Consider the following 17,986-nt stretch of genomic DNA (forward strand, 5'->3'; position numbering starts at 1 on the left):
GTTCTATGTTTAAAGGTATTGAGCCACCGAACCTGGAGCTCGTCAACTGGGGTCGAGGAAGCATGATGTGTAGGTTTTTTATGCATTTTAGGCAGGCTAGAGAGCCTAGCAAGCGTCGACTATCACTTACATCGTCATGCAGTAAAGGTGGGCGTTTAATGATCTACGCCATCCTTTTGTCAGGTCCCATGATACTGCTATTTCCAGCCGTAACATGGGCGTCTGATGAATCGAATGGAGCCGCTGAATGGATGGAGCGTGAATATCGCTATCTGATTGTCGAGCAAGACGTTCAAGCTGTGTTGAAGGAGTTTGGCAGGAATCTCGCGCTTCCTATGGAGGTTTCTCAGCGGGTCGAGGGTGCGGTTCGTGGAAATATAACGGCTGAGACTGCCCGAGGGTTTCTTGAGCAGGTGTGTGCCGCCAATGACCTAGCATGGTTCTTTGATGGTGGTGTGTTGCATGTTTCTACGCGGGAGGAAATGACGCAGCAGTCCTTCGAGCTGACTGACATTGATAGTCAGCGCCTGATGGCGGATATCGAAGGTTCTAGCGTTGGTGACCCTATGCGATCCAGGCTTGTAGACGGTGGTGATACGTTACAAATATGGGGTATGAATGCTTGGGTTGATGATGTGGCGCGACGCGTCGAGCGCTTGCGTCAGCCGGCACCTAGCCCGAGTAACGACGGTGGAGTGACTGTGTTTCGAGGCAGTATTACGAAGCAGACTGCCGAATGATGAGCAACCCGAATGGGAGGAAGTAGTTATGGCAACGGTAGATGGAGTGAACGCCTCAAATGGCAATGAGACACTGAGTCTCGATCAGCAACAGAACTTTGATCAGGCTGTTGAGAATGCCAAGGTCACTGATATTGTCGGCCAGGCTGTGGGCTCATTGGCTATATCGCATCTAATGGGCTATGCAAGCGACATGCTTAAAGAAGAAGGCTGAGCGAGGGGTCGATAATTCGGTCAACAATACCAGCGAAGGAGCCTAGATTATGATTCCTACAACTACGATAGGCGCTGCAACCCCTCCCGGTGGGGGGGGCACAGAGGCGCTGGCGGCGCAGAACCTATTCGAACACATGGCGCAGCAATCCGGAGTGACGCTGCAGGTAACCACCCCAGCCGAGCTGGGTTCCAGTATTTTAAATTCACTGGAGGGCCCTCTCGATAAGGTGCAGAGCTTCTCCAGCAGGTTGCATGACAGTGGTGCCATGCGGCCCTCTAGCGGCGAAGGTATGGCGGGAGAAGGGGCTGGAGGAGTGGAGGACATGCAGTTTGACCGAATGCTTGAATCATTCTCCACCATGTTCGATCACGCGACCTTGACGAAGCTGATGTCGTCTTGTGCTTCTCAGATGTCCGGCGCTTGCAAAACCTTGTTACGAGGACAGTGACACTTGCTTTCCAAACAACGGATGACGGGACCCTGGTTGAATGCCGTGCGGCTTCTGGCGGTCGTGGCTATGTCGCTTTTGCTTCAGGCATGTGACACGGAGCTCTACACCAACCTCAGTGAGCGTGAAGCCAATGTGATGGTGGCGAGTCTGGCACGGCATGGTATACCGGCGAATCGAGTGGTTCAGAAAGAGGGGGGTATGACTGTCACCATCGACGAGAACCATTTTTCGGAGGCAATTAGCGTTCTTGATCGTCTGGGACTGCCGGGGCAGACGTTTTCAAATCTTAATGAGGTCTTCGAAAGTAATAGCTTGGTGTCCTCGCCAGTGCAAGAACGCGCAAAAATGATCTATGCCCTCAGTGAAGAGCTCTCCCATACGGTATCGCAAATCGACGGAGTGCTCTCAGCCCGAGTGCATGTAGTACTGTCCGATAACGACCTGCTGGAAAAGAACAGTACGCCGTCGTCGGCTTCGGTGTTTATCCGCCATTCCCCTGCTCTCGAGATCGACCCCATGATCCCTAGGATCAAGACACTGGTTGCCAATGGCATCTCGGGTCTTGATTATGAAAGTGTCTCGGTGGTTCCGGTCGCCGCGGTCATGCTTGAGGTGCCGGTCGGAGAGACACAGGCTTCCTTGCGCTCGTTTCTTGGCATCGCCATGCCGACCTCTAGTGTGACGCGCGCTGTTTGGCTCTTCAGCATATTGCTGGCGCTTGTCCTAGGCTTGGCAGGTGCTCTGGGTTGGGTGCTCTGGCGAAAGCGGCAACGAGGCACCTATGAATTGGAGGAGACGCCGCCATGATGTCTGATAGTGCGCAATCTGACCCTTGGCAGGCGTTTATTGAGAAGCCGACGGAATATGTCGCCCTGCAATGGTTATGCGCTGAACTGGAAAACGTGGCCGACGATGCTACCCAGGCAGTATTGGCGCGGCATCCACGCTTCCAGAAGCGTCTGGGAGAGCAGCTAGCGCACCGGCATGGCTTGCTTCCACCCGAAGAGTTACCGATGCCTGAGGCGAACGACTTGGTATTATTCAAGCTGCCGCCCGGGGCCGGTGAGGAGCTGGCGCGCTATTGCGGCATGATCTGCCACGCCAGAGCTTTCGTACACGCAATTCGCGCAACTCGCGTCGTCGAGCTTAAGCAGCGTTTTGGCGAGCTTTCATATAGAGCTGCGTTGAGCAATCGCGATGTGGCGCTTCACAGTCATGATTATGCCGATGACGATGCTTTGGAGCATTCTGTGGAGCGCGATGGCGTCGCCTGCATCGCCGCTTGGATGTCGATGCAGCCGACAGGGCTTACTGATTGGCTGCGTCTAGGCGTATTGGGAAGCCCTGGTCGCCCTGACTCCGAGCCCAGTGACGAGATTTTTAAACTAGGGCCTGACATCGTGCGTCGTGCGTCAGCGTTCATGATTGATCACGGAGTGGAGGCAGTAGAGTGAACGAGCTACCGCCGCATCCGGGCAAAACTATACTGAAGGCAGCTGAAGCCGCTGCCTGGGTTGACGGTTACGCCTTTCTAAAACAAGTACGACGTCAAGCCGACGGCATCGCGGATGAGGCTCGCCGCACTTCAGAAAAGGCCTATTTAGAGGGCTTTGAGGAAGGGCGGCGGGCTGGAGAGGCGCAGGCTGCCGAGCTGCTGGATCGAACGACGCAACACGTAAAAACGTATCTGGCGGGGCTGGATCAGTCGATGGCCGACCTTAGTTTGCAGATGGTGCGACGCATACTGGGAGAATTTGATGATGCCGAGTTGATCAGTTGTTGTGTGCGTCAGGCGCTTGACGAATATCGCCATGATATGGCGTTAACGGTGCGCGTTGCACCGGAGCTGGTTGCCCAGGTTGAGACGCTGCTGACAGAGAGAGGTGGGCACCGGGAATGTCATGTGGTGGGTGATGCCCAACTAGATGCTGGGCAGTGTCTACTTGTCAGCCCAGTGGCAGTGGTTGACGTGGGAATGGATGCACAGCTGAATACGTTGCGTGAGGCGCTGTTCTGCCATGATGCAGGGAGAACGTGATGACGCAAGGTCCCGACATTGATTTCGATACCTTATTGCCGAGCCTCTCTGAGCGCGTCGCCCAGGCAAAGTTAAGGCCGGTACGTGGTCGAGTGCGGCGTATTCTTGGCCAATTAGTGCATGCTAGCGTCGACGGTGCCGGCATCGGCGAGTTGTGCTATTTGCGCGATCCGCTTAGTGGTCGCAGCGTACCCGCCGAGGTCATTGGGTTTGAGGCCGAAAACGCTATCTTGTCGCCCATCGGCGATCTGTACGGGATGTCGACCCGGACGGAAGTGATTGCTACCGGGGCACCGCAGAGTGTGCCCGTCGGTGAGGCCCTGCTAGGTCGTGTCGTTAGCCCGCTCGGTAATTTCATCGACGGCGCGCCAAAGCCATCTATTGACGCCTTGAGTGAATACCCGGTTCATGCTGCGCCGCCCGCGCCGCTGTCAAGACAGTTAATCAAGCATCCGCTGGCTTTGGGGATTCGCGCCATCGACGGCCCGCTCACCGTTGCGCGTGGCCAGCGCATAGGGATTTTTGGCGAACCCGGAGTGGGCAAGTCGTCACTTATCTCCGCTATAGTGCGCGGTAGTGAAGCCGAAGTCATTGTTTTGGGCTTGGTCGGCGAGCGGGGCCGCGAGGTGCGCGAGTTACTGGAAGTACAATTGAGTGCCGAGGCTCGCCGACGCACGGTGTGCGTGGTAGCCACTTCGGATCGGCCGGCCATAGAGCGTGTTCGGTCGGCGATGGTAGCCACCAGCGTGGCCGAATATTTTCGTGATCAAGGGCGCGATGTCTTGCTGCTGGTTGATAGTATCACTCGCTTTGCTCGCGCTCAGCGCGAGATTGGTCTGGCCGCTGGAGAGCCGCCGACACGCAGGGGCTTTCCGCCCTCGTTCTTTGCGGCCTTACCGCGTTTGCTAGAGCGCTCAGGGCCGGGCGCGCGCGGCAGCATAACCGCTCTGTACACTGTGCTCACCGAGGGAGATGGGACACTCGACCCTGTGGCCGAAGAGACGCGGGCGATTCTCGACGGGCATATCGTGTTGAGTGCCGATCTGGCCCGCCGCAATCACTTCCCAGCAATCGACGTGCTGGCCAGCCGCAGCCGTTTGATGGACGCTGTTGCAAGCGAAGACCATCGCCGTGATGCCGGTCGACTTCGAGATCTGCTTGCGCGTTATCAGGATGTCGAGCTCTTGATCCAGGTGGGTGAATACCAACGAGGACAAGATGCCCTTACTGACGAGGCCGTGGACAAACGCGCGGTCATAGAGGCTTTCCTACGCCAGTCCAGCGATGAGATTGGTGGGCTTAAGGATACTCTGCAACGCATGAGCGAGATTGTGTCATGAAAGCACGCCAACAACTTGAGAAGCTACGGGCTCTACGAGAGAGTCGCTTGCGCCGGGCCGAATACGCCCTGGCAGAGCAGAGGCGCCGCTGTCAAACCGATGCGGAGAATCTAGAAGCGCTTGATAACAAGCTCGCTGAGCAACGCCGTGCCTTCGATCACCAGGAGCAGGCTTGGTTCGACTCCAATGGAGAGAATTTGCTATCGAAGGCCGCGTTTGAGGACATGCGCCAAGGCATCAATGTGCATTATCGCCGTCAAGCAGTTCTGGAAGAGGTCCGTCATGAGGCCGAGCAGGAGCAATCCCTGCAATTGACCGAGCGTGACCGTCTTGCCTCCGAGTGGGTGCGTCGGATGCGGAGCGAGCGTGCCCTTAAAAAACTGGTGGCACGGCGGCACGACGCTGAACGCCTCCGCGATGAAGTACATGCCGAACTGGAAGTTGAGGATGCTATTCCACGAGGTGTGCGTTGATGGTGAATGAAGAGGCGTTTCTTAACAGCAACAAAACGTTGGTAGATGCTATTCCAGGTAAACTGATTTCACCACGCTTGCCTCGCCTGCCGTCGGGTGCCGTGGCTATATTGAATGTTATGAGCCGTCCGCGGGAGCCACTAGTCCTGTCGCTAGGTGGGTACCCACTGAGGTGGCACCTGGATCCTGGGTCGTCTCCCAGCGTGAGCGCGATAACGATTGGAATCGGCCTGGGGGCGGAGGCGGCGAGATTGACACTCGACTCTGCGGCGCTCGCAATGCTGGTTGCACCTCTATCGCTACGCCGGTCATTGCAAGATTGCACGCCTGAGGTGCGCGCTTTATGGCTGGAGTATGCTTTACTCGAATGGCTCAAGCCCTTAGAAGCGCGACTAGGGAGCACGATTCGCTTTCATAGTGATGTTGATACGCCAGAGGATCTGCCAGTGCGCATCGCACTGCGGTTAGAGGGCGAAGAGCAGTGTGGCTGGCTCTCGCTGGCGCTAACTCTATCATCTGCCTTAGCACTATACCCTCTACTTGATACTCATTGTTCGGTGGCGCCGAAGGCATGCACTGCAGTGTCCTGGCCGCTGCAGTGGGTTGCCGGATGTCAGACGCTGAGTCTTGCCGAGCTTCGTGGTCTGAATCTGGGGGACGTTGTCATGCTCGACAGGCCTGGCCCGGAGACGGCAGAGATCGGCGGTACCCTAATGGCTGAAGCGGCCGCACATCGGGACGGTATGCAATTGCGGTCCTCGTTTCATATTTTGACCCAAGGAGATTTCAATATGGCCCAGCCCCCCGACGACTCCCAGAAGGACGCCGGCGGCATTCCGTCGACTCAGTTGGATGACGCAATGCTAGGTCGACTGCCGGTTCGACTGGTCTGTGAGTTTGGTCGTCTTGAGCTCTCGCTAGGCGAGCTGCGCGAACTTGATCAGGGCAGCGTGCTAGCCCTGTCGCGTCCATCGGAGGAGGCCGTAGATTTGGTAATCAACGGCAAGGTCATGGGACGCGGACGCTTGGTGGAGGTCGGCGATGGTTTGGGTGTACAAATCGTGAGGCTGGCTATCGATGAATGAGTTCGAGCCCGATTTGATCGGGATCATCGTTCTTGTCGCGTCTCTGGGCCTGCTGCCGCTGGCAGTTGTCACCATGACCTCTTTTCTCAAGATCGCCGTAGTGCTTTTTCTTATTCGCAATGCGCTGGGGGTTCAGCAGACACCGCCGAATCTTTTGTTGTATGGCATTGCTTTGGTATTGACTGTGTATATCACCACTCCACTGGTGGGAGAGATTTACTATCAGCTCGAAAGTAGCTCAGCGGGACTAAGTAGTATGGAAGAGATCCAGGCGACCGGAGAGATTTTGCGAGAGCCGCTCAAGGAATATTTATCGCAGTACGCGAACGAGCGTGAGCGAGCCTTCTTCCTTGATGCCACTCAGAACATCTGGTCTGAGCAAGCGCGAGAAAATGTCAGGGATGACGATCTAGTGACGTTAATTCCCGCCTTTGTCACATCCGAGCTGACGCGCGCCTTCGAGATAGGGTTTCTGATTTATATCCCATTCCTGGTTATAGACTTAATCGTAGCTAATGTCTTGATGGCGATGGGCATGGTGATGGTAGCTCCGCCCTTAATCTCGGTGCCTCTGAAGATCTTTCTATTTGTCGCCGTCGATGGCTGGTCCCGGTTGATGCACGGTCTGATTCTCAGCTATGGGGGTTAGCGATGACAGAAGGCATCTTTCAGTCGCTGATGAGCGAGGCTTTGTGGACAGTGCTTCTGCTGTCAGCACCGGCGCTAGTGGCGGCGATTGTGATCGGTTTTGGCATCGGTTTGTTTCAGGCGTTGACACAGATTCAAGATCAGTCGCTACCGCAGTCGGTCAAGGTGATTGTAATAATGCTGGTGCTGATCCTGGCGGGGCCTTTGTTGGTTGGCCAGCTTATCAACCTGACCGATCAGATATTGAATAATTTCGCGTCATGGACGCGTTAAACCAATTTTCGTCGCCACGGCAATAATGGAACACTTCCGAAGGAGTGGTGATATTGTACGATGAGCTCTCACGCGTACTGATTGAGCAAGTCTATCCTTTGTTGGTAGCGGTCGCTATTGGTATGGCCCGCGCTTCGGGCATGATCTTAATTACGCCCGTCTTCAATCGCCTTGGCTTAACCGGTCTGATTCGTGCCGCTGTGGCCCTGACCCTATCAATTCCCATGATACTGCCTATTCTTGAGACATTGTCCGCTCTAGGAGACACAACCGCTTTCATTATCACTGGCTTGCTCTTCAAAGAGTTGTTGATCGGGGTGTTCCTTGGCATGGTGTTCGGTATTCCGTTCTGGGCGGCTGAGGTGGCGGGTGAATTGGTCGATCTGCAGCGTGCTTCGACCATGGGGCAATTGCTCGACCCGAGCGGCGCCACGCAGTCCAGTGTTACTAGCACGCTCTTAGTAATCATGCTAGTGGCACTATTTTTTGGTAGTGGCGGCTTCTTAGTACTGCTCGATGGTTTTTACAACAGCTATACACTATGGCCTGTGGATTCTTTCATGCCTGCTTTGGACATTCGGACAGCCCTGGCGATGCTTGGCTTTCTGGATCAGGTGATGCGAGTCGGCTTGCTGATGGTTGCACCGTTGGTCATCGCCATGCTGGTGGCCGATCTGATGCTTGCCTACCTGGCGCGCATGGCGCCTACTCTCAACATGTTCATCTTGTCGCTACCGATCAAGAACCTGTTGTTCACCTTTCTCATAGCACTCTACTTGGTATTCTTGGTGCCCCAGATGTTTGGCGAATTGGGAATGCTAGACGATTACTATCGGCGCTTCGCGTCATTGGTCGGCTCCATGCCATAGCACCGCCCTTTTTAGGAGTCTGCAATGAGTGAGCAGCCAAGCGAGGAAAAGTCTCTCCCCGCATCGGATAAAAAGCTTCGCGATGTCCGCTTGAAAGGGCAAGTGGATAAGAGTAGTGACATGGTAACTGCCGTCACTATGCTGGGCTGCACCCTCTACTTACTCGCCAGCACTGGGATGATTGAGGCTCGGGTACGTAGTCTCATCACTCTCACTACTCGGCTCTACCTAGAGCCCTTTGACACCGTGTGGCCACGGCTAGTGGCTGCAGGAGTCGAAGTTCTGGTGTACTCGATACTGCCGCTGATCGTTATCACCGTTGTCGCCGCAGTCCTGACCAACATCCTCATCATGCGCGGCATGCTGTTCTCTGTTGAACCTATCAAACCAAAATTCGAACACATTAATCCCGCCGCTGGGGTCAAACGGATTTTTTCTGCGCGCGGGATTATTGAGTTTTTCAAATCACTGCTCAAACTTGTCACACTTGGTGTCGCTTTCGTTGTGGTGTGTCGGCTAGGGTTGCAGGCTCTAATGGAGTCGGCTCGTTGTGGTATCGGTTGCCTTGAGGGTATATTTCTGGCCCTGCTCAAGCCGTTGGTAATTACTGCCCTGGTTGTATTTTTAGTGGTTGGATTGATCGACGTGCAGATGCAGCGCTGGCTGTTTCGACGTGATCAGCGCATGACGCGCTCCGAGCAAAAGCGTGAGCGTAAAGATATAGAGGGCGATCCGGAAATCCGCAAGGCGCGTCAGCGGCAGCGCCGCAGCACTCATGGGGCCTCAACGCGTACCGGGATAGAGCAGGCGTCAATTATGATTGGTGCCGAAGGCGACTGGTTGGTGGGTATCCGCTACGTGCGTGGCGAGACGCCGGTGCCCGTGGTGGTTTGCAGGGCGGCACCTGAAGATTCTGCTTTGCTGCGACGCAAGGCAGCGGAATGCCAGCTGACTGTTGTGGAAAACCGCGAGCTGGCCGGCCGGATCGGTAGGCGTGCCGGTAACGGCGAACCGGTCCCGGGCGATGCTTTTCAGTCAGTAGCCGACATTTTGGTTGCAGCCAAGCTTATTTAGTCAGTCTTGGCCGGCGCTCTTCAGTGGCCTGTCTCGGCTCACTTCAGCGATGCGTGATTATTCTGGTGTGTGGCGACGCTGAACTCAGTAACGTCGCTACTGAATCGGGCTGAGCCCGAACAATATATTGCATATTGCGTTTTCAAAAACTTTAGCTACGCTTAAATATAAGAGTTTACAAGCTTTAAATAAAAATGATCAACATACTCAGTGATGACTCATTTGATCGGAAAAAGCGGCCATTGGTCATAGCCACAGCGGCTTTGAGCTTTTTAGCAGAGCGCTAGTTGCGTTTTTGTCATGAGTCATTTAGCAGGTCGCGTTGCCTACAGCTGATTTTGCATCTTCACAAAATTTAGGACTATGTAATATGTCTACTGCAATCGGATCCACAAGCAACTCGCAACGGCTCTCTAATACACTCGGCGACGAAAAGTCCGATCGGCCCAAGTTCTCACAGTTTTTAGAGGGGGCCAAAGAGCCCTCTGACTCTGCCTCGCGTTTGCCGTTTAACAACGTCTCCTTTGGCAGTCGCGAACCAGAGAGTGAGGTGAGTGACAAAGGGCAGGAGATGCTAGATGAATTGGTCGGCGATGATAGCGAGTATGCCCCGTACATGGATGGTAAGCCGGAGCTTGTGACCGAAGACGAGCTTGTGTCCAAAGATAAAATTGAGTACGTCAGTCAAGAATATGTCGGCGGTGGAGGCGTCACCCTATCTTATTGGTTTGATATGCTTGAGGTCAGAACCGAGAATGGCGATAAGTTTTTAGTGCAGAAAGACATTACACCGGAACTCTATGAACAGGTTAAGTCGGTCATGGACGGTGGTGACACAGACCGGCTGGGCAAAGACAATGACTGGGCGGATGCGGATATTCCGGACGATGATAAAGATTGGTTATCGACCAAAAGCAATCAAGACTTTGAGATTATAACCCCCAATTCCGATGTGCCCATTCCGAAAAGTTTCAACGATATTTCATATTCTGACTTTGGAGACCTGGATGATATCAGTCTCGGTTTGGATTCGGGCGTCCAGATAACGCTGGATGACTCAGCGTGGACTGAGGGTGGCACACTCATCTATAAAGACAGCGAAGGAAAGCGTTTCGCTGTTTCTGAAGAGTATACGCCCAAGGTTTACGACCAAATCAAAAACCTGAAAGAGACATGGGACGAGGTGGATGAAAAAATCGGTGATGGTGATTATAAGCTGTTTTATGGCAGCGATGATTCGCCTGTACTCAGTGGTGATAATGAGGTTGACAGCGTTACGGATAAAAATGGCAATCCCGTGGAGGGGATTAAGCTCGTTACTAAAGGTGACGAGACGTACGTTGTTCTCGAATCTAAGACGCCGCATCAATTTGACACGATTACGTCCGATGCGGCCAGTCAGCAGCTAGGGGACGTCGACGATCTTTTTAAAGACAAAGATCTGCCTGCTTCAGATGAAACCGATGTAATGCAAGCGGAAACGACCGAAGATGGAAAAACCGTTGCCGAACTTTATCAAGAGTACATGAAGGAAGCGTACAAGGATGCGCCCGACGATTCCAAAGAGGCTAAGTATCTTCGCTTAATGGAAGCCCAAGGCATGTTGCAAGGCAATTTCCAATACCTTCCTTACAATACAGGGCCTGGGCGGCATGGGTCTGATACTGATTATGCCGAGAAAATGTCCGAGCTCAAAGCTGCCGATGCGCGAGGCATGCTTGACGAAGAGGCGTTAGGCAATGAGTTATCTGACCTGATGGCTGATGAAGACATCATGGCCGATAGTGAAGATTTTCTTGAAAAAGCCGTTGATAAGATAAAAAACAAGGATGAACTGGAAGATAAAATTGCCGATAGCATGCTGGATGATGACTACATCAAGGCTCTTGAAGAGCTAAAAGAGGACGGTAATATCGACGGTGCTGCGACCCGCTTCGCCAATGATATGCAGAGCCTTCAAATGCTCAGCCCGGATCGAGCCGAAGAAGTACAAAATACGCTAAAATTCCAAGATGCGATCGGCGGGCTCAACGACATTTTTGAGGGTGGCGCCGATGCCGTGGGTGAAGATAGCCTGGGTAACGCTTCTGGAGATGTTGCTACCAGTTTGTTGCAAGGCATGGTCACCTCACTGTTTGGTACCAAGCGTGGCGTCGATATATACAACAAAATTGTCAATGGCGAGAAGGTTGACGTTAGCCCGGAAGAGCGAGAAAAACTGACAGAGATCAAAAATTCTCATAAGGCGCTGACTGAGCTGCTCGGTGATCAGTCCCGGGAAATTCTAGACACCAGTAAAAACGGAAAAATTGAATATAAGTCAATCACTGCCGATGAAATTGATCGCGCGATTGACAAGGCCAATGTGCCAACGGCTGACCGCAAAGGGGTGGCCGGTGTCCTCGGTACACTAACTAAATCGGGTGCTCTCGCCTCCGCAGCGGGTCTGACCTCTATGGTGGCGGGCATCTATAAGATGTCTGATGGCGGTTTAAACCTGGGTGCAACCGAAAATGAGCGCATAGAAGTTGCGCGCAATTTCCTTTCGCTGGTCGGTGTTACTCCCTCGTTGATCAGATTGACCGGTGAAAGCTATAAGTTACTATCCGGCCAACCCGACTTTGCTGACGCCCTGGGGCTCGATAAGAGCCTCAAAGAAAGCGTCTGGGATAAACACTTCGACACAAAGTCTTCTCCTACGCCACCGAGCATTCCCGATCATCTACCTACAATGGATCTAGGTGAGTCATTCTCTACCAAGAATGTGTGGGAAGAAGTCAATAAAAATCAAAGCCACTCGGTCGATTCTATTGATAAGGCGATTTCCGGCCTCCCTGACAAGCACCAGGAAGAGGGAGATGACCTTCGGGAGCGGATTAACAAGGTGGCCGACGATATACGTGGGCCGAATATTCCAGATAATATTGATGCCAACAAGAAGTTCCAGTGGGCGGGGGGCGCGCTGAATGTTCTGGGCGGGATGGCGGATGCGGGTGGGGGCGTGCTTGATATCGTATTAGGTGCAAAAGGGCTGGAAAAACTATCCAACAACGGTGGCGAGCCCATCGAGTTTGCACAGAAGAGCCTGCAGGTGGGAGCTGGCTCTTTCTCTACCACCATGGGGTTAGCGTCGGCCGCGTCCGGCTTCGGCATTGGCCCACAGATTGCTACCAAGATAGCCGCTGTAACCGGTCTTGCGGGGGCAGCACTCGGCTTCATTGGGGCGATCTTATCTGGTGTAATGTCGGCACTTGCGGATAAGAAAAATGCGGGTGTCACTAAAGACATCGAAAATGTCTTTAATGATTTGTCGGGCGACGGCGTCACCGAAGATGACTGGGGCGATAAGTTCAATTTTGCTATCCACACCGAGTACAGTAAGTCCGTTTACCATGAAGGTAAACTTGATGCGATCTATGAAAGCTGGTTTCCAGAAGACACCCCCACTTGGGAGGCGCAGCCCGAGGTGTTTGAGGAGTTCACCGAAACAGTGGCCGACGATGGGGAAATTAGCGAGGGTTGGTTGCGAGATAGCTTTGACGACCTTGTGATGCACGAGTACGGTGAAGAGTTTTATGACGAACACAGAGACAAGATTGAACTCATTAGCCGGAAATGGACTGATTGGGACGGTTCAGACGATATCGTCAGCCGAAAAGATCTTGAAAAACTCCTAGAAAGTGACGATACGACAAAAGAAGAAAAAGAGGCCATCAACCTTCTGCTGAAGGATGATGGCTTTTTTGAAGTGCTGGATTATTTCAGCCTGTTAGGGGGAAGCAATCGAGGGTGGAATGCCGGCAGCCATAAAGGTTCAGATGATAAAATTAGCAGCAGAGATCTCAACGAGTGGCGCCATACGTGGATAGACAAGAAGTATGATGAGCACGTTGAAGAAAACTTTGGCGATAAATTCTACAAAGATAATGCTGACAACATAGAATATATCAGTGAACGATGGACTAAGTGGGACGGGTCGGATGACGTCGTAAGCAGGAATGATTTGGAAAAACTTCTAGATAGCGAAGACACGCCGAAAAAGGATAAAGACGTTATTCGCTGGCTTCTTGAAGAAGAAGAAGGCTTGTTCAACGTTCTTGACACCTATCATAAGGGTGGCGATGAAGATGACAAGATAAGCAGTAAAGATCTGAATAAATTTCGAGAAGACAGAATGGCATAAATGCGAGTAGCGCTGAACATTAGTGCTTAGAACGTTGTATCACTTCACACTCTACGCAAAAGTTAAGTGACACATGGTCCAATCAACTTTCAATTTCGACGCTGCTTTTTCAGGATCAGCATCTATTGGAATGCAACACTGCCAAGCAGCAAGGCGGGCGCAAGCAGGGTGGCCTTTCCCCTAGATTACCCGAGAAGACAGCGCGAAACGATAGGGCGGCGTGTTGAACCGCTTAGCGTCAACGTTCTTCGCGGTCTTCTTGAAGAGTCGTGTGGAAACGGGGAGTTACTCTACGTTAGTGCGCACCCGTGATAGCCAAAGCTTCAACCGACTGCACGCCGAACAGTTGCTTTACCTGCCCGGCGTGCGCCAGATTCGCTCGTTTATGGGGCTACGCGAGGTGATATCGACCCATAAGGTGCCGATTTAGTCTCTTGGAAAGCGAGCTTCCAGGTTTTGACTTCTGCTGTCGGATCATGGTTGGTCAACAGATGGTTGTCTAGGCACCTGCTGGTCCTGCTGGTAGAGAAGGGCTCAACAGTGATCGCCTAACCTTTAGGCCATGTGCTCGCGGAACCAGTCAGCGGCATGGCCGACAGTGCGATCGACGACGTCCGGTTGTTCGTAGTACTGGAAATGATTGGTGTCGTTTTCCCAGATTAGTTTTTTGTCCGGGGTCGGAATCGAATCGAAGTGCCGCCGCGCCGCCGCCGGGTTCATGCACAGGTCAGAATGTATGACAAGTGCCGGTTTGTTGAGCTTTGACACGCCGGGCACGGTGGTGTAATCGAAGTGATCTAGGTCGCTCATGATCGCGTAGCGGTTGTCCCATCCCTTGAGTGTCCAGGGTCCGTACCAACTCCAGACCAGTGGGCCGGGCAACCCCGCTTCCGAGCCAGTCACCGGGTCACCGAGATCGGGAGATACGAGTGGTTGATATATGACCTCGCCAGTAGCCTCGAAACGGGCTTTGGCATCGCGTGCACGTTCTAGCCGTGCTGCCAGCAGCACTTCCAACTGTTCGGTTGTCGGTGCAGTTGCAGTGTCGAACGGATTTTCGGTGACCCCAGCGGCGATCATGAACAGATCGGTTTCGCGATCACGGTAGTAGCCGGTTACCGATGCAACGGCCTTGGCCCGCTCTTCATAGGAGGCAATGTCTAGCATTTCCGGGCCGCCTTGACAGATGCCGAGCAAGAAAATTTGTGTTGGGTCGACGTCAGGGCGCGTTAGCATGTAGTCGAGTGCTGATATGACGTCTTCGTTCTTCATTTTTGGGTTTTCGAGCCGGCGCGGAGTGCCGCCGCTCTCACCGACAGTGCGCGGGTCGAAAGCGAGTGCCATGAATCCTTCGTCGGCTAGCCGAGTGGCGTACTGGGTCGGGGCTTGCTCTTTCTGGAAGGAGTACGGTCCGAGCACTACGACCGTGGGAAACGGGCCGTCGCCTTTGGGGCTATAGAGGACGCCAACCACATCGTCACCGTGCGAAGAAAAGGTCACTTTTTCGGGGGCATAGTTGCCGTGGATAGACATAAAATCACTCCAAGTTGTCGACTTCCCAAGTCTATGGGATGCTCATTGTCTCTACAATCTCGCCAATGTTTGATACCGCAATGAAAGATACTCATCAATTGAAGGGCGCTGATCTGTTTGCGCTCACCGTATTCCTTGCTGTAGCGACTCATCGCAGTTTCCGTGCGGCTGCCCTAGCGCTGGATGTGACACCCTCGGCGACCAGCCATTCGGTGAAGACGCTTGAGCGGCGGCTAGGTGTTAGGCTGTTTAACCGGACAACACGCAGCGTCTCCCTAACGGATGCCGGGGAACGGCTGGCCACGAAGCTCCAACCGGCGGTCTCATCAATCACAGAGGCTATGCAAGAGATCGACGACTTTCGAGATACTCCTAGCGGTACCGTGCGGATTAATGCCAGTGAAGGTGCAATTCGCATGGTTTTACGCCCAGTGTTGGCGCACTTTTTACGCAGTTTCCCGCAGGTGCATCTCGATATCGTCAGTGATGGGAGACTGGGCGATATTATTGATAATGGCTTTGATGCCGGTATTCGCTTGGCGGAAGCGGTACCCTTGGACATGGTCGCGATTTCTCTCACGGACACAGTGCGATTTGCCGCCGTCGCATCACCGGATTATTTCACTGCTCGAGACCGTCCTGTTGTGCCGCAGGATCTGTATCGCCACGATTGCATCCGTTTCCGCTTTGAAGGCGGTGCGATCTACCGTTGGGAGTTCGAGCACGGCGGCACGACCGAGGCTATCAATGTGACGGGGCCTTTGACGCTGACAGACCAGCAGCTGATGGTTGACGCAGCAATCGATGGTATTGGAATTGCCTTCGTGCCTGACCACCTGGTGGTTGAGGCTCTGCGCGAGGGTCGACTCGAACGTGTGTTGGACGAATGGTGCCCGTCCATTCCGGGCTTGCGTCTCTACTACCCGGGGCATCGCCATATCTCGGCCGGCCTGCGTGCGCTGATTGATATGATCCGCCAGCACCCAGCACCCAGCACCCAGCACCCAGCGCTCGTTGCACGGGTGGAATAGGTTGAGGTCGTACGCTGCCCGGCGTGCGCCAGATTCGCTCGTTTATGGGGCTACGCGAGGTGGTGTCGACCCATAAGGTGCCGATTTTTAGTCTCTTGGAAAGCGAGCTTCCAGCTCAGCGACTTGCTCCGGCGTTAATCCCCGTGGATTTTCACCGCGAAGTAGCAAGAAAAGCTTGGCAGTCTCTTCTAACTCTTCCGTGGCGTAGACTGCCGCTTCCAGATTCTTGCCGGCCACTACCGGGCCGTGGTTGGCGAGCAGCACTGCGCTGTGCTTGCCCGCTAAGCCGCGCACGGCATCGCCCAGCTTGGGGTCGCCGGGGATGTGGTAAGGCACCAGCGGTAGCTTGCCCACGCGCATAACGTAGTAGGCGGTGAGCGGTGGAATGCAGTCACACGGATTCACTTCCGGCAGGCACGAGACCGCCACCGAATGGGTGGAGTGCAGGTGCACAATAGCGCCGGACTGCGGGCGCTCTGCGTACATCGCCATGTGCAGGAACTGCTCTTTAGTGGGCTTGTCGCCGCTGAGTAACTGGCCGTTTTGGTCCAAGTGAGAAATTCGTGCCGGGTCCAATCGCCCCAAACAGGCATTAGTGGGCGTCATTAGCCAGCCGCCATCGGCTAGCCGTACGCTGATATTGCCGCTGGACCCCATGGTCAGACCACGATCAAACAGTGATTTACCCAGCGTGCTGATCTGTTCTCGCTGAGTGTTCTGATCGTGTGTGCTCATGCCAGCACCTCGAACGCCCGGGTGAAAAAGTCCACTCCGCCAAAGTTACCTGACTTAAGCGCCAGCGAGAGCGGTCCCTCGCGGCCGGGCCAAGGCGCCTGGGTCCATGGCACGCCAGGATCGATCTGTTCACCGATGCGCAGCGTCGTGATACCCAGTGCAGAGACCACCGCGCCCGAGGTTTCGCCGCCCGCGACCAGCAACCGCCCAACGCCTTCGTTGACGAGTGTGACGGCTAGCTGGCTCAGCGCTTTTTCCACTAGTTGCCCAGCACGTTCGATGCCCAAGGCTCGCTGAGCGGCGTTAACCTTATCAGGGTCTGCCGAGGCGTAAATCAGCGCAGGGGCATTTTGCTCCAAACGCTCAAAGGCGAAGGCCAGCGCCTGCTCCCACTGTTTGTCCCCCTCAGCCAACGATAGCGGGTCAAGCGCAAAGCCGCCCTCAGGTTGGCGTTCCAGGAAATTCGCTACTTGGGCCAGAGTTGCGCGTGAGCAGCTGCCCGAGAGCACTAATGAGCTGCCTGAGGACGGCTGTAAACGGCCCGGTTCGGTAATCGTATCTAGCCAGCCTTGGGCGCGGTACTGAGCCGGTAATGCTTGTCCTAGCCCAGAGCCACCGGTGACTAACGGTAGCGATACGGTGGCTTCTGCCAGCACGCTGAGATCCTGCTCGTCTAACGAGTCGCAGATCACATGACGAATGCCTTGCTCCGCGAGGACGGATAAATGATCACGCGTTGCGTCAGCTCCTTTGGCTAGTACGGCGCGGTTGGTTAAACCCACCGGATGTGCTGTCTGGCGAGCGAGCACACGTACTAAATCAGCATCTTGCATCGGTGTTAGCGGGTGATGCTGCATCCCGCTATCGTTGAGCAAGCGATCGCCTACAAACAGGTGCCCTTGATAGACCGTGCGGCCATTAACCGGAAACGCCGGCACCATGACGGTCTGAGACGCCCCTAAGGCGTCTAGCAGCGCATCGGCCACCGGGCCGATATTGCCCTGGTCGGTGGAGTCAAACGTTGAACAGTACTTAAAGAACAGCTGCTTGGCGCCCTGCTCACGTAGCCAGGAGAGGGCCGCCAGTGAGTCGGCGACAGCCTCGTCTGGCGGGCAGGAGCGCGACTTCAGCGCCACCACCACGGCATCGACGTTGGCAAGGTCGAGCGCTTGCTGCGGTACGCCGATCACCTGCAGACATCGCATGCCGCCGCGCACTAGATTATTGGCGAGGTCGGTAGCCCCGGTGAAGTCGTCTGCAATGGCGCCTAATACGATTGTCATACGTCGCTTCCGT

General features: G+C 54.3%; 19 protein-coding genes. 16 read left to right on the forward strand and 3 right to left on the reverse strand.

The genetic code is table 11. The features are described 5' to 3' along the window. Nucleotides 1-158 precede the first annotated feature (158 nt). The 15 genes from ACT3RP_RS11005 (at nt 159) to ACT3RP_RS11075 (ending at nt 13,821) form a co-directional block, all read left to right on the forward strand. On the forward strand, nt 159-740 hold the full coding sequence (locus ACT3RP_RS11005) for a hypothetical protein (protein WP_096277450.1): 582 nt from the start codon (nt 159-161) through the stop codon (nt 738-740). 28 nt (nt 741-768) lie between these two features. Beyond that, the gene (locus ACT3RP_RS11010) at nt 769-954 is read left to right on the forward strand and encodes a hypothetical protein (RefSeq protein WP_096277452.1); all 186 of its coding nucleotides are present in this window, start codon (nt 769-771) and stop codon (nt 952-954) included. 49 nt (nt 955-1,003) lie between these two features. Beyond that, entirely contained in the window at nt 1,004-1,405 is a 402-nt protein-coding gene (locus tag ACT3RP_RS11015) for a hypothetical protein (protein WP_441685385.1), read from the forward strand. Between the two features lie 3 nt (nt 1,406-1,408). Beyond that, complete coding sequence (gene sctJ / locus ACT3RP_RS11020) at nt 1,409-2,215, forward strand: type III secretion system inner membrane ring lipoprotein SctJ (RefSeq protein WP_226938569.1); 807 nt, start codon at nt 1,409-1,411, stop codon at nt 2,213-2,215. Continuing rightward, nucleotides 2,212-2,862, forward strand: coding sequence for a hypothetical protein (locus ACT3RP_RS11025; RefSeq protein ID WP_483393777.1), 651 nt, complete (start codon nt 2,212-2,214; stop codon nt 2,860-2,862). Before sctJ ends, ACT3RP_RS11025 begins: the two co-directional genes overlap by 4 nt. Then, entirely contained in the window at nt 2,859-3,446 is a 588-nt protein-coding gene (sctL, locus tag ACT3RP_RS11030; protein WP_483393778.1) for a type III secretion system stator protein SctL, read from the forward strand. The genes ACT3RP_RS11025 and sctL overlap by 4 nt, the downstream gene beginning before the upstream one ends. Continuing rightward, a complete protein-coding gene (locus ACT3RP_RS11035; protein ID WP_444624893.1) occupies nt 3,446-4,786 on the forward strand; it encodes a FliI/YscN family ATPase in 1,341 nt (446 codons plus the stop codon). The genes sctL and ACT3RP_RS11035 overlap by 1 nt, the downstream gene beginning before the upstream one ends. After that, nucleotides 4,783-5,259, forward strand: coding sequence for a hypothetical protein (locus tag ACT3RP_RS11040; protein WP_483393779.1), 477 nt, complete (start codon nt 4,783-4,785; stop codon nt 5,257-5,259). Before ACT3RP_RS11035 ends, ACT3RP_RS11040 begins: the two co-directional genes overlap by 4 nt. Continuing rightward, nucleotides 5,259-6,344 (forward strand): type III secretion system cytoplasmic ring protein SctQ, encoded by a 1,086-nt coding sequence (gene sctQ / locus ACT3RP_RS11045; protein WP_444624894.1) that lies wholly within the window; start codon nt 5,259-5,261, stop codon nt 6,342-6,344. The genes ACT3RP_RS11040 and sctQ overlap by 1 nt, the downstream gene beginning before the upstream one ends. Further along, complete coding sequence (gene sctR / locus ACT3RP_RS11050) at nt 6,337-6,993, forward strand: type III secretion system export apparatus subunit SctR (RefSeq protein ID WP_096277468.1); 657 nt, start codon at nt 6,337-6,339, stop codon at nt 6,991-6,993. Before sctQ ends, sctR begins: the two co-directional genes overlap by 8 nt. 2 nt (nt 6,994-6,995) lie before the next feature. Further along, nucleotides 6,996-7,265, forward strand: a complete 270-nt coding sequence (locus tag ACT3RP_RS11055) for an EscS/YscS/HrcS family type III secretion system export apparatus protein (RefSeq protein ID WP_483393780.1) — start codon at nt 6,996-6,998, stop codon at nt 7,263-7,265. A gap of 47 nt (nt 7,266-7,312) precedes the next feature. Beyond that, nucleotides 7,313-8,134 (forward strand): type III secretion system export apparatus subunit SctT, encoded by an 822-nt coding sequence (gene sctT, locus ACT3RP_RS11060; RefSeq protein WP_255249086.1) that lies wholly within the window; start codon nt 7,313-7,315, stop codon nt 8,132-8,134. 24 nt (nt 8,135-8,158) lie between these two features. Further along, complete coding sequence (locus tag ACT3RP_RS11065; protein WP_096277474.1) at nt 8,159-9,208, forward strand: EscU/YscU/HrcU family type III secretion system export apparatus switch protein; 1,050 nt, start codon at nt 8,159-8,161, stop codon at nt 9,206-9,208. Nucleotides 9,209-9,578: 370 nt separating this feature from the next. Continuing rightward, complete coding sequence (locus ACT3RP_RS11070) at nt 9,579-13,391, forward strand: hypothetical protein (protein WP_483393781.1); 3,813 nt, start codon at nt 9,579-9,581, stop codon at nt 13,389-13,391. Nucleotides 13,392-13,611: 220 nt separating this feature from the next. Beyond that, on the forward strand, nt 13,612-13,821 hold the full coding sequence (locus ACT3RP_RS11075; protein WP_483393782.1) for a hypothetical protein: 210 nt from the start codon (nt 13,612-13,614) through the stop codon (nt 13,819-13,821). 125 nt (nt 13,822-13,946) lie between these two features. On the opposite strand, the gene ACT3RP_RS11080 is transcribed toward ACT3RP_RS11075, so the two are convergent. Next, nucleotides 13,947-14,924, reverse strand: coding sequence for an alpha/beta hydrolase (locus ACT3RP_RS11080; RefSeq protein WP_483393783.1), 978 nt, complete (start codon nt 14,922-14,924; stop codon nt 13,947-13,949). 80 nt (nt 14,925-15,004) lie between these two features. Here ACT3RP_RS11080 and ACT3RP_RS11085 point away from each other — a divergent pair, with 80 nt between their 5' ends. Further along, a complete protein-coding gene (locus ACT3RP_RS11085) occupies nt 15,005-15,955 on the forward strand; it encodes a LysR family transcriptional regulator (protein WP_483393784.1) in 951 nt (316 codons plus the stop codon). Nucleotides 15,956-16,042: 87 nt separating this feature from the next. Here the strand turns inward: ACT3RP_RS11085 and otnC are convergent, their stop codons facing one another. Then, the gene (gene otnC, locus ACT3RP_RS11090; protein ID WP_483393785.1) at nt 16,043-16,690 is read right to left on the reverse strand and encodes a 3-oxo-tetronate 4-phosphate decarboxylase; all 648 of its coding nucleotides are present in this window, start codon (nt 16,688-16,690) and stop codon (nt 16,043-16,045) included. Beyond that, nucleotides 16,687-17,973, reverse strand: a complete 1,287-nt coding sequence (gene otnK, locus ACT3RP_RS11095) for a 3-oxo-tetronate kinase (protein WP_483393786.1) — start codon at nt 17,971-17,973, stop codon at nt 16,687-16,689. The genes otnC and otnK overlap by 4 nt, the downstream gene beginning before the upstream one ends. Nucleotides 17,974-17,986 lie beyond the last annotated feature (13 nt).

This window comes from Halomonas sp. AOP5-B2-8, assembly GCF_052376475.1.
Classification (GTDB): domain Bacteria; phylum Pseudomonadota; class Gammaproteobacteria; order Pseudomonadales; family Halomonadaceae; genus Vreelandella; species Vreelandella casei.

Coding starts and splice junctions, on each gene's coding strand:
- ACT3RP_RS11025 (WP_483393777.1), top strand. CDS start 2,212: ATGATGTCTGATAGTGCGCAATCTGACCCTTGGCAGGCGTTTATTGAG.
- sctR (WP_096277468.1), top strand. CDS start 6,337: ATGAATGAGTTCGAGCCCGATTTGATCGGGATCATCGTTCTTGTCGCG.
- ACT3RP_RS11040 (WP_483393779.1), top strand. CDS start 4,783: ATGAAAGCACGCCAACAACTTGAGAAGCTACGGGCTCTACGAGAGAGT.
- ACT3RP_RS11065 (WP_096277474.1), top strand. CDS start 8,159: ATGAGTGAGCAGCCAAGCGAGGAAAAGTCTCTCCCCGCATCGGATAAA.
- ACT3RP_RS11005 (WP_096277450.1), top strand. CDS start 159: ATGATCTACGCCATCCTTTTGTCAGGTCCCATGATACTGCTATTTCCA.
- sctQ (WP_444624894.1), top strand. CDS start 5,259: ATGGTGAATGAAGAGGCGTTTCTTAACAGCAACAAAACGTTGGTAGAT.
- ACT3RP_RS11085 (WP_483393784.1), top strand. CDS start 15,005: ATGAAAGATACTCATCAATTGAAGGGCGCTGATCTGTTTGCGCTCACC.
- ACT3RP_RS11080 (WP_483393783.1), bottom strand. CDS start 14,924: ATGTCTATCCACGGCAACTATGCCCCCGAAAAAGTGACCTTTTCTTCG.
- ACT3RP_RS11010 (WP_096277452.1), top strand. CDS start 769: ATGGCAACGGTAGATGGAGTGAACGCCTCAAATGGCAATGAGACACTG.
- otnC (WP_483393785.1), bottom strand. CDS start 16,690: ATGAGCACACACGATCAGAACACTCAGCGAGAACAGATCAGCACGCTG.
- ACT3RP_RS11070 (WP_483393781.1), top strand. CDS start 9,579: ATGTCTACTGCAATCGGATCCACAAGCAACTCGCAACGGCTCTCTAAT.
- ACT3RP_RS11035 (WP_444624893.1), top strand. CDS start 3,446: ATGACGCAAGGTCCCGACATTGATTTCGATACCTTATTGCCGAGCCTC.
- ACT3RP_RS11055 (WP_483393780.1), top strand. CDS start 6,996: ATGACAGAAGGCATCTTTCAGTCGCTGATGAGCGAGGCTTTGTGGACA.
- otnK (WP_483393786.1), bottom strand. CDS start 17,973: ATGACAATCGTATTAGGCGCCATTGCAGACGACTTCACCGGGGCTACC.
- ACT3RP_RS11015 (WP_441685385.1), top strand. CDS start 1,004: ATGATTCCTACAACTACGATAGGCGCTGCAACCCCTCCCGGTGGGGGG.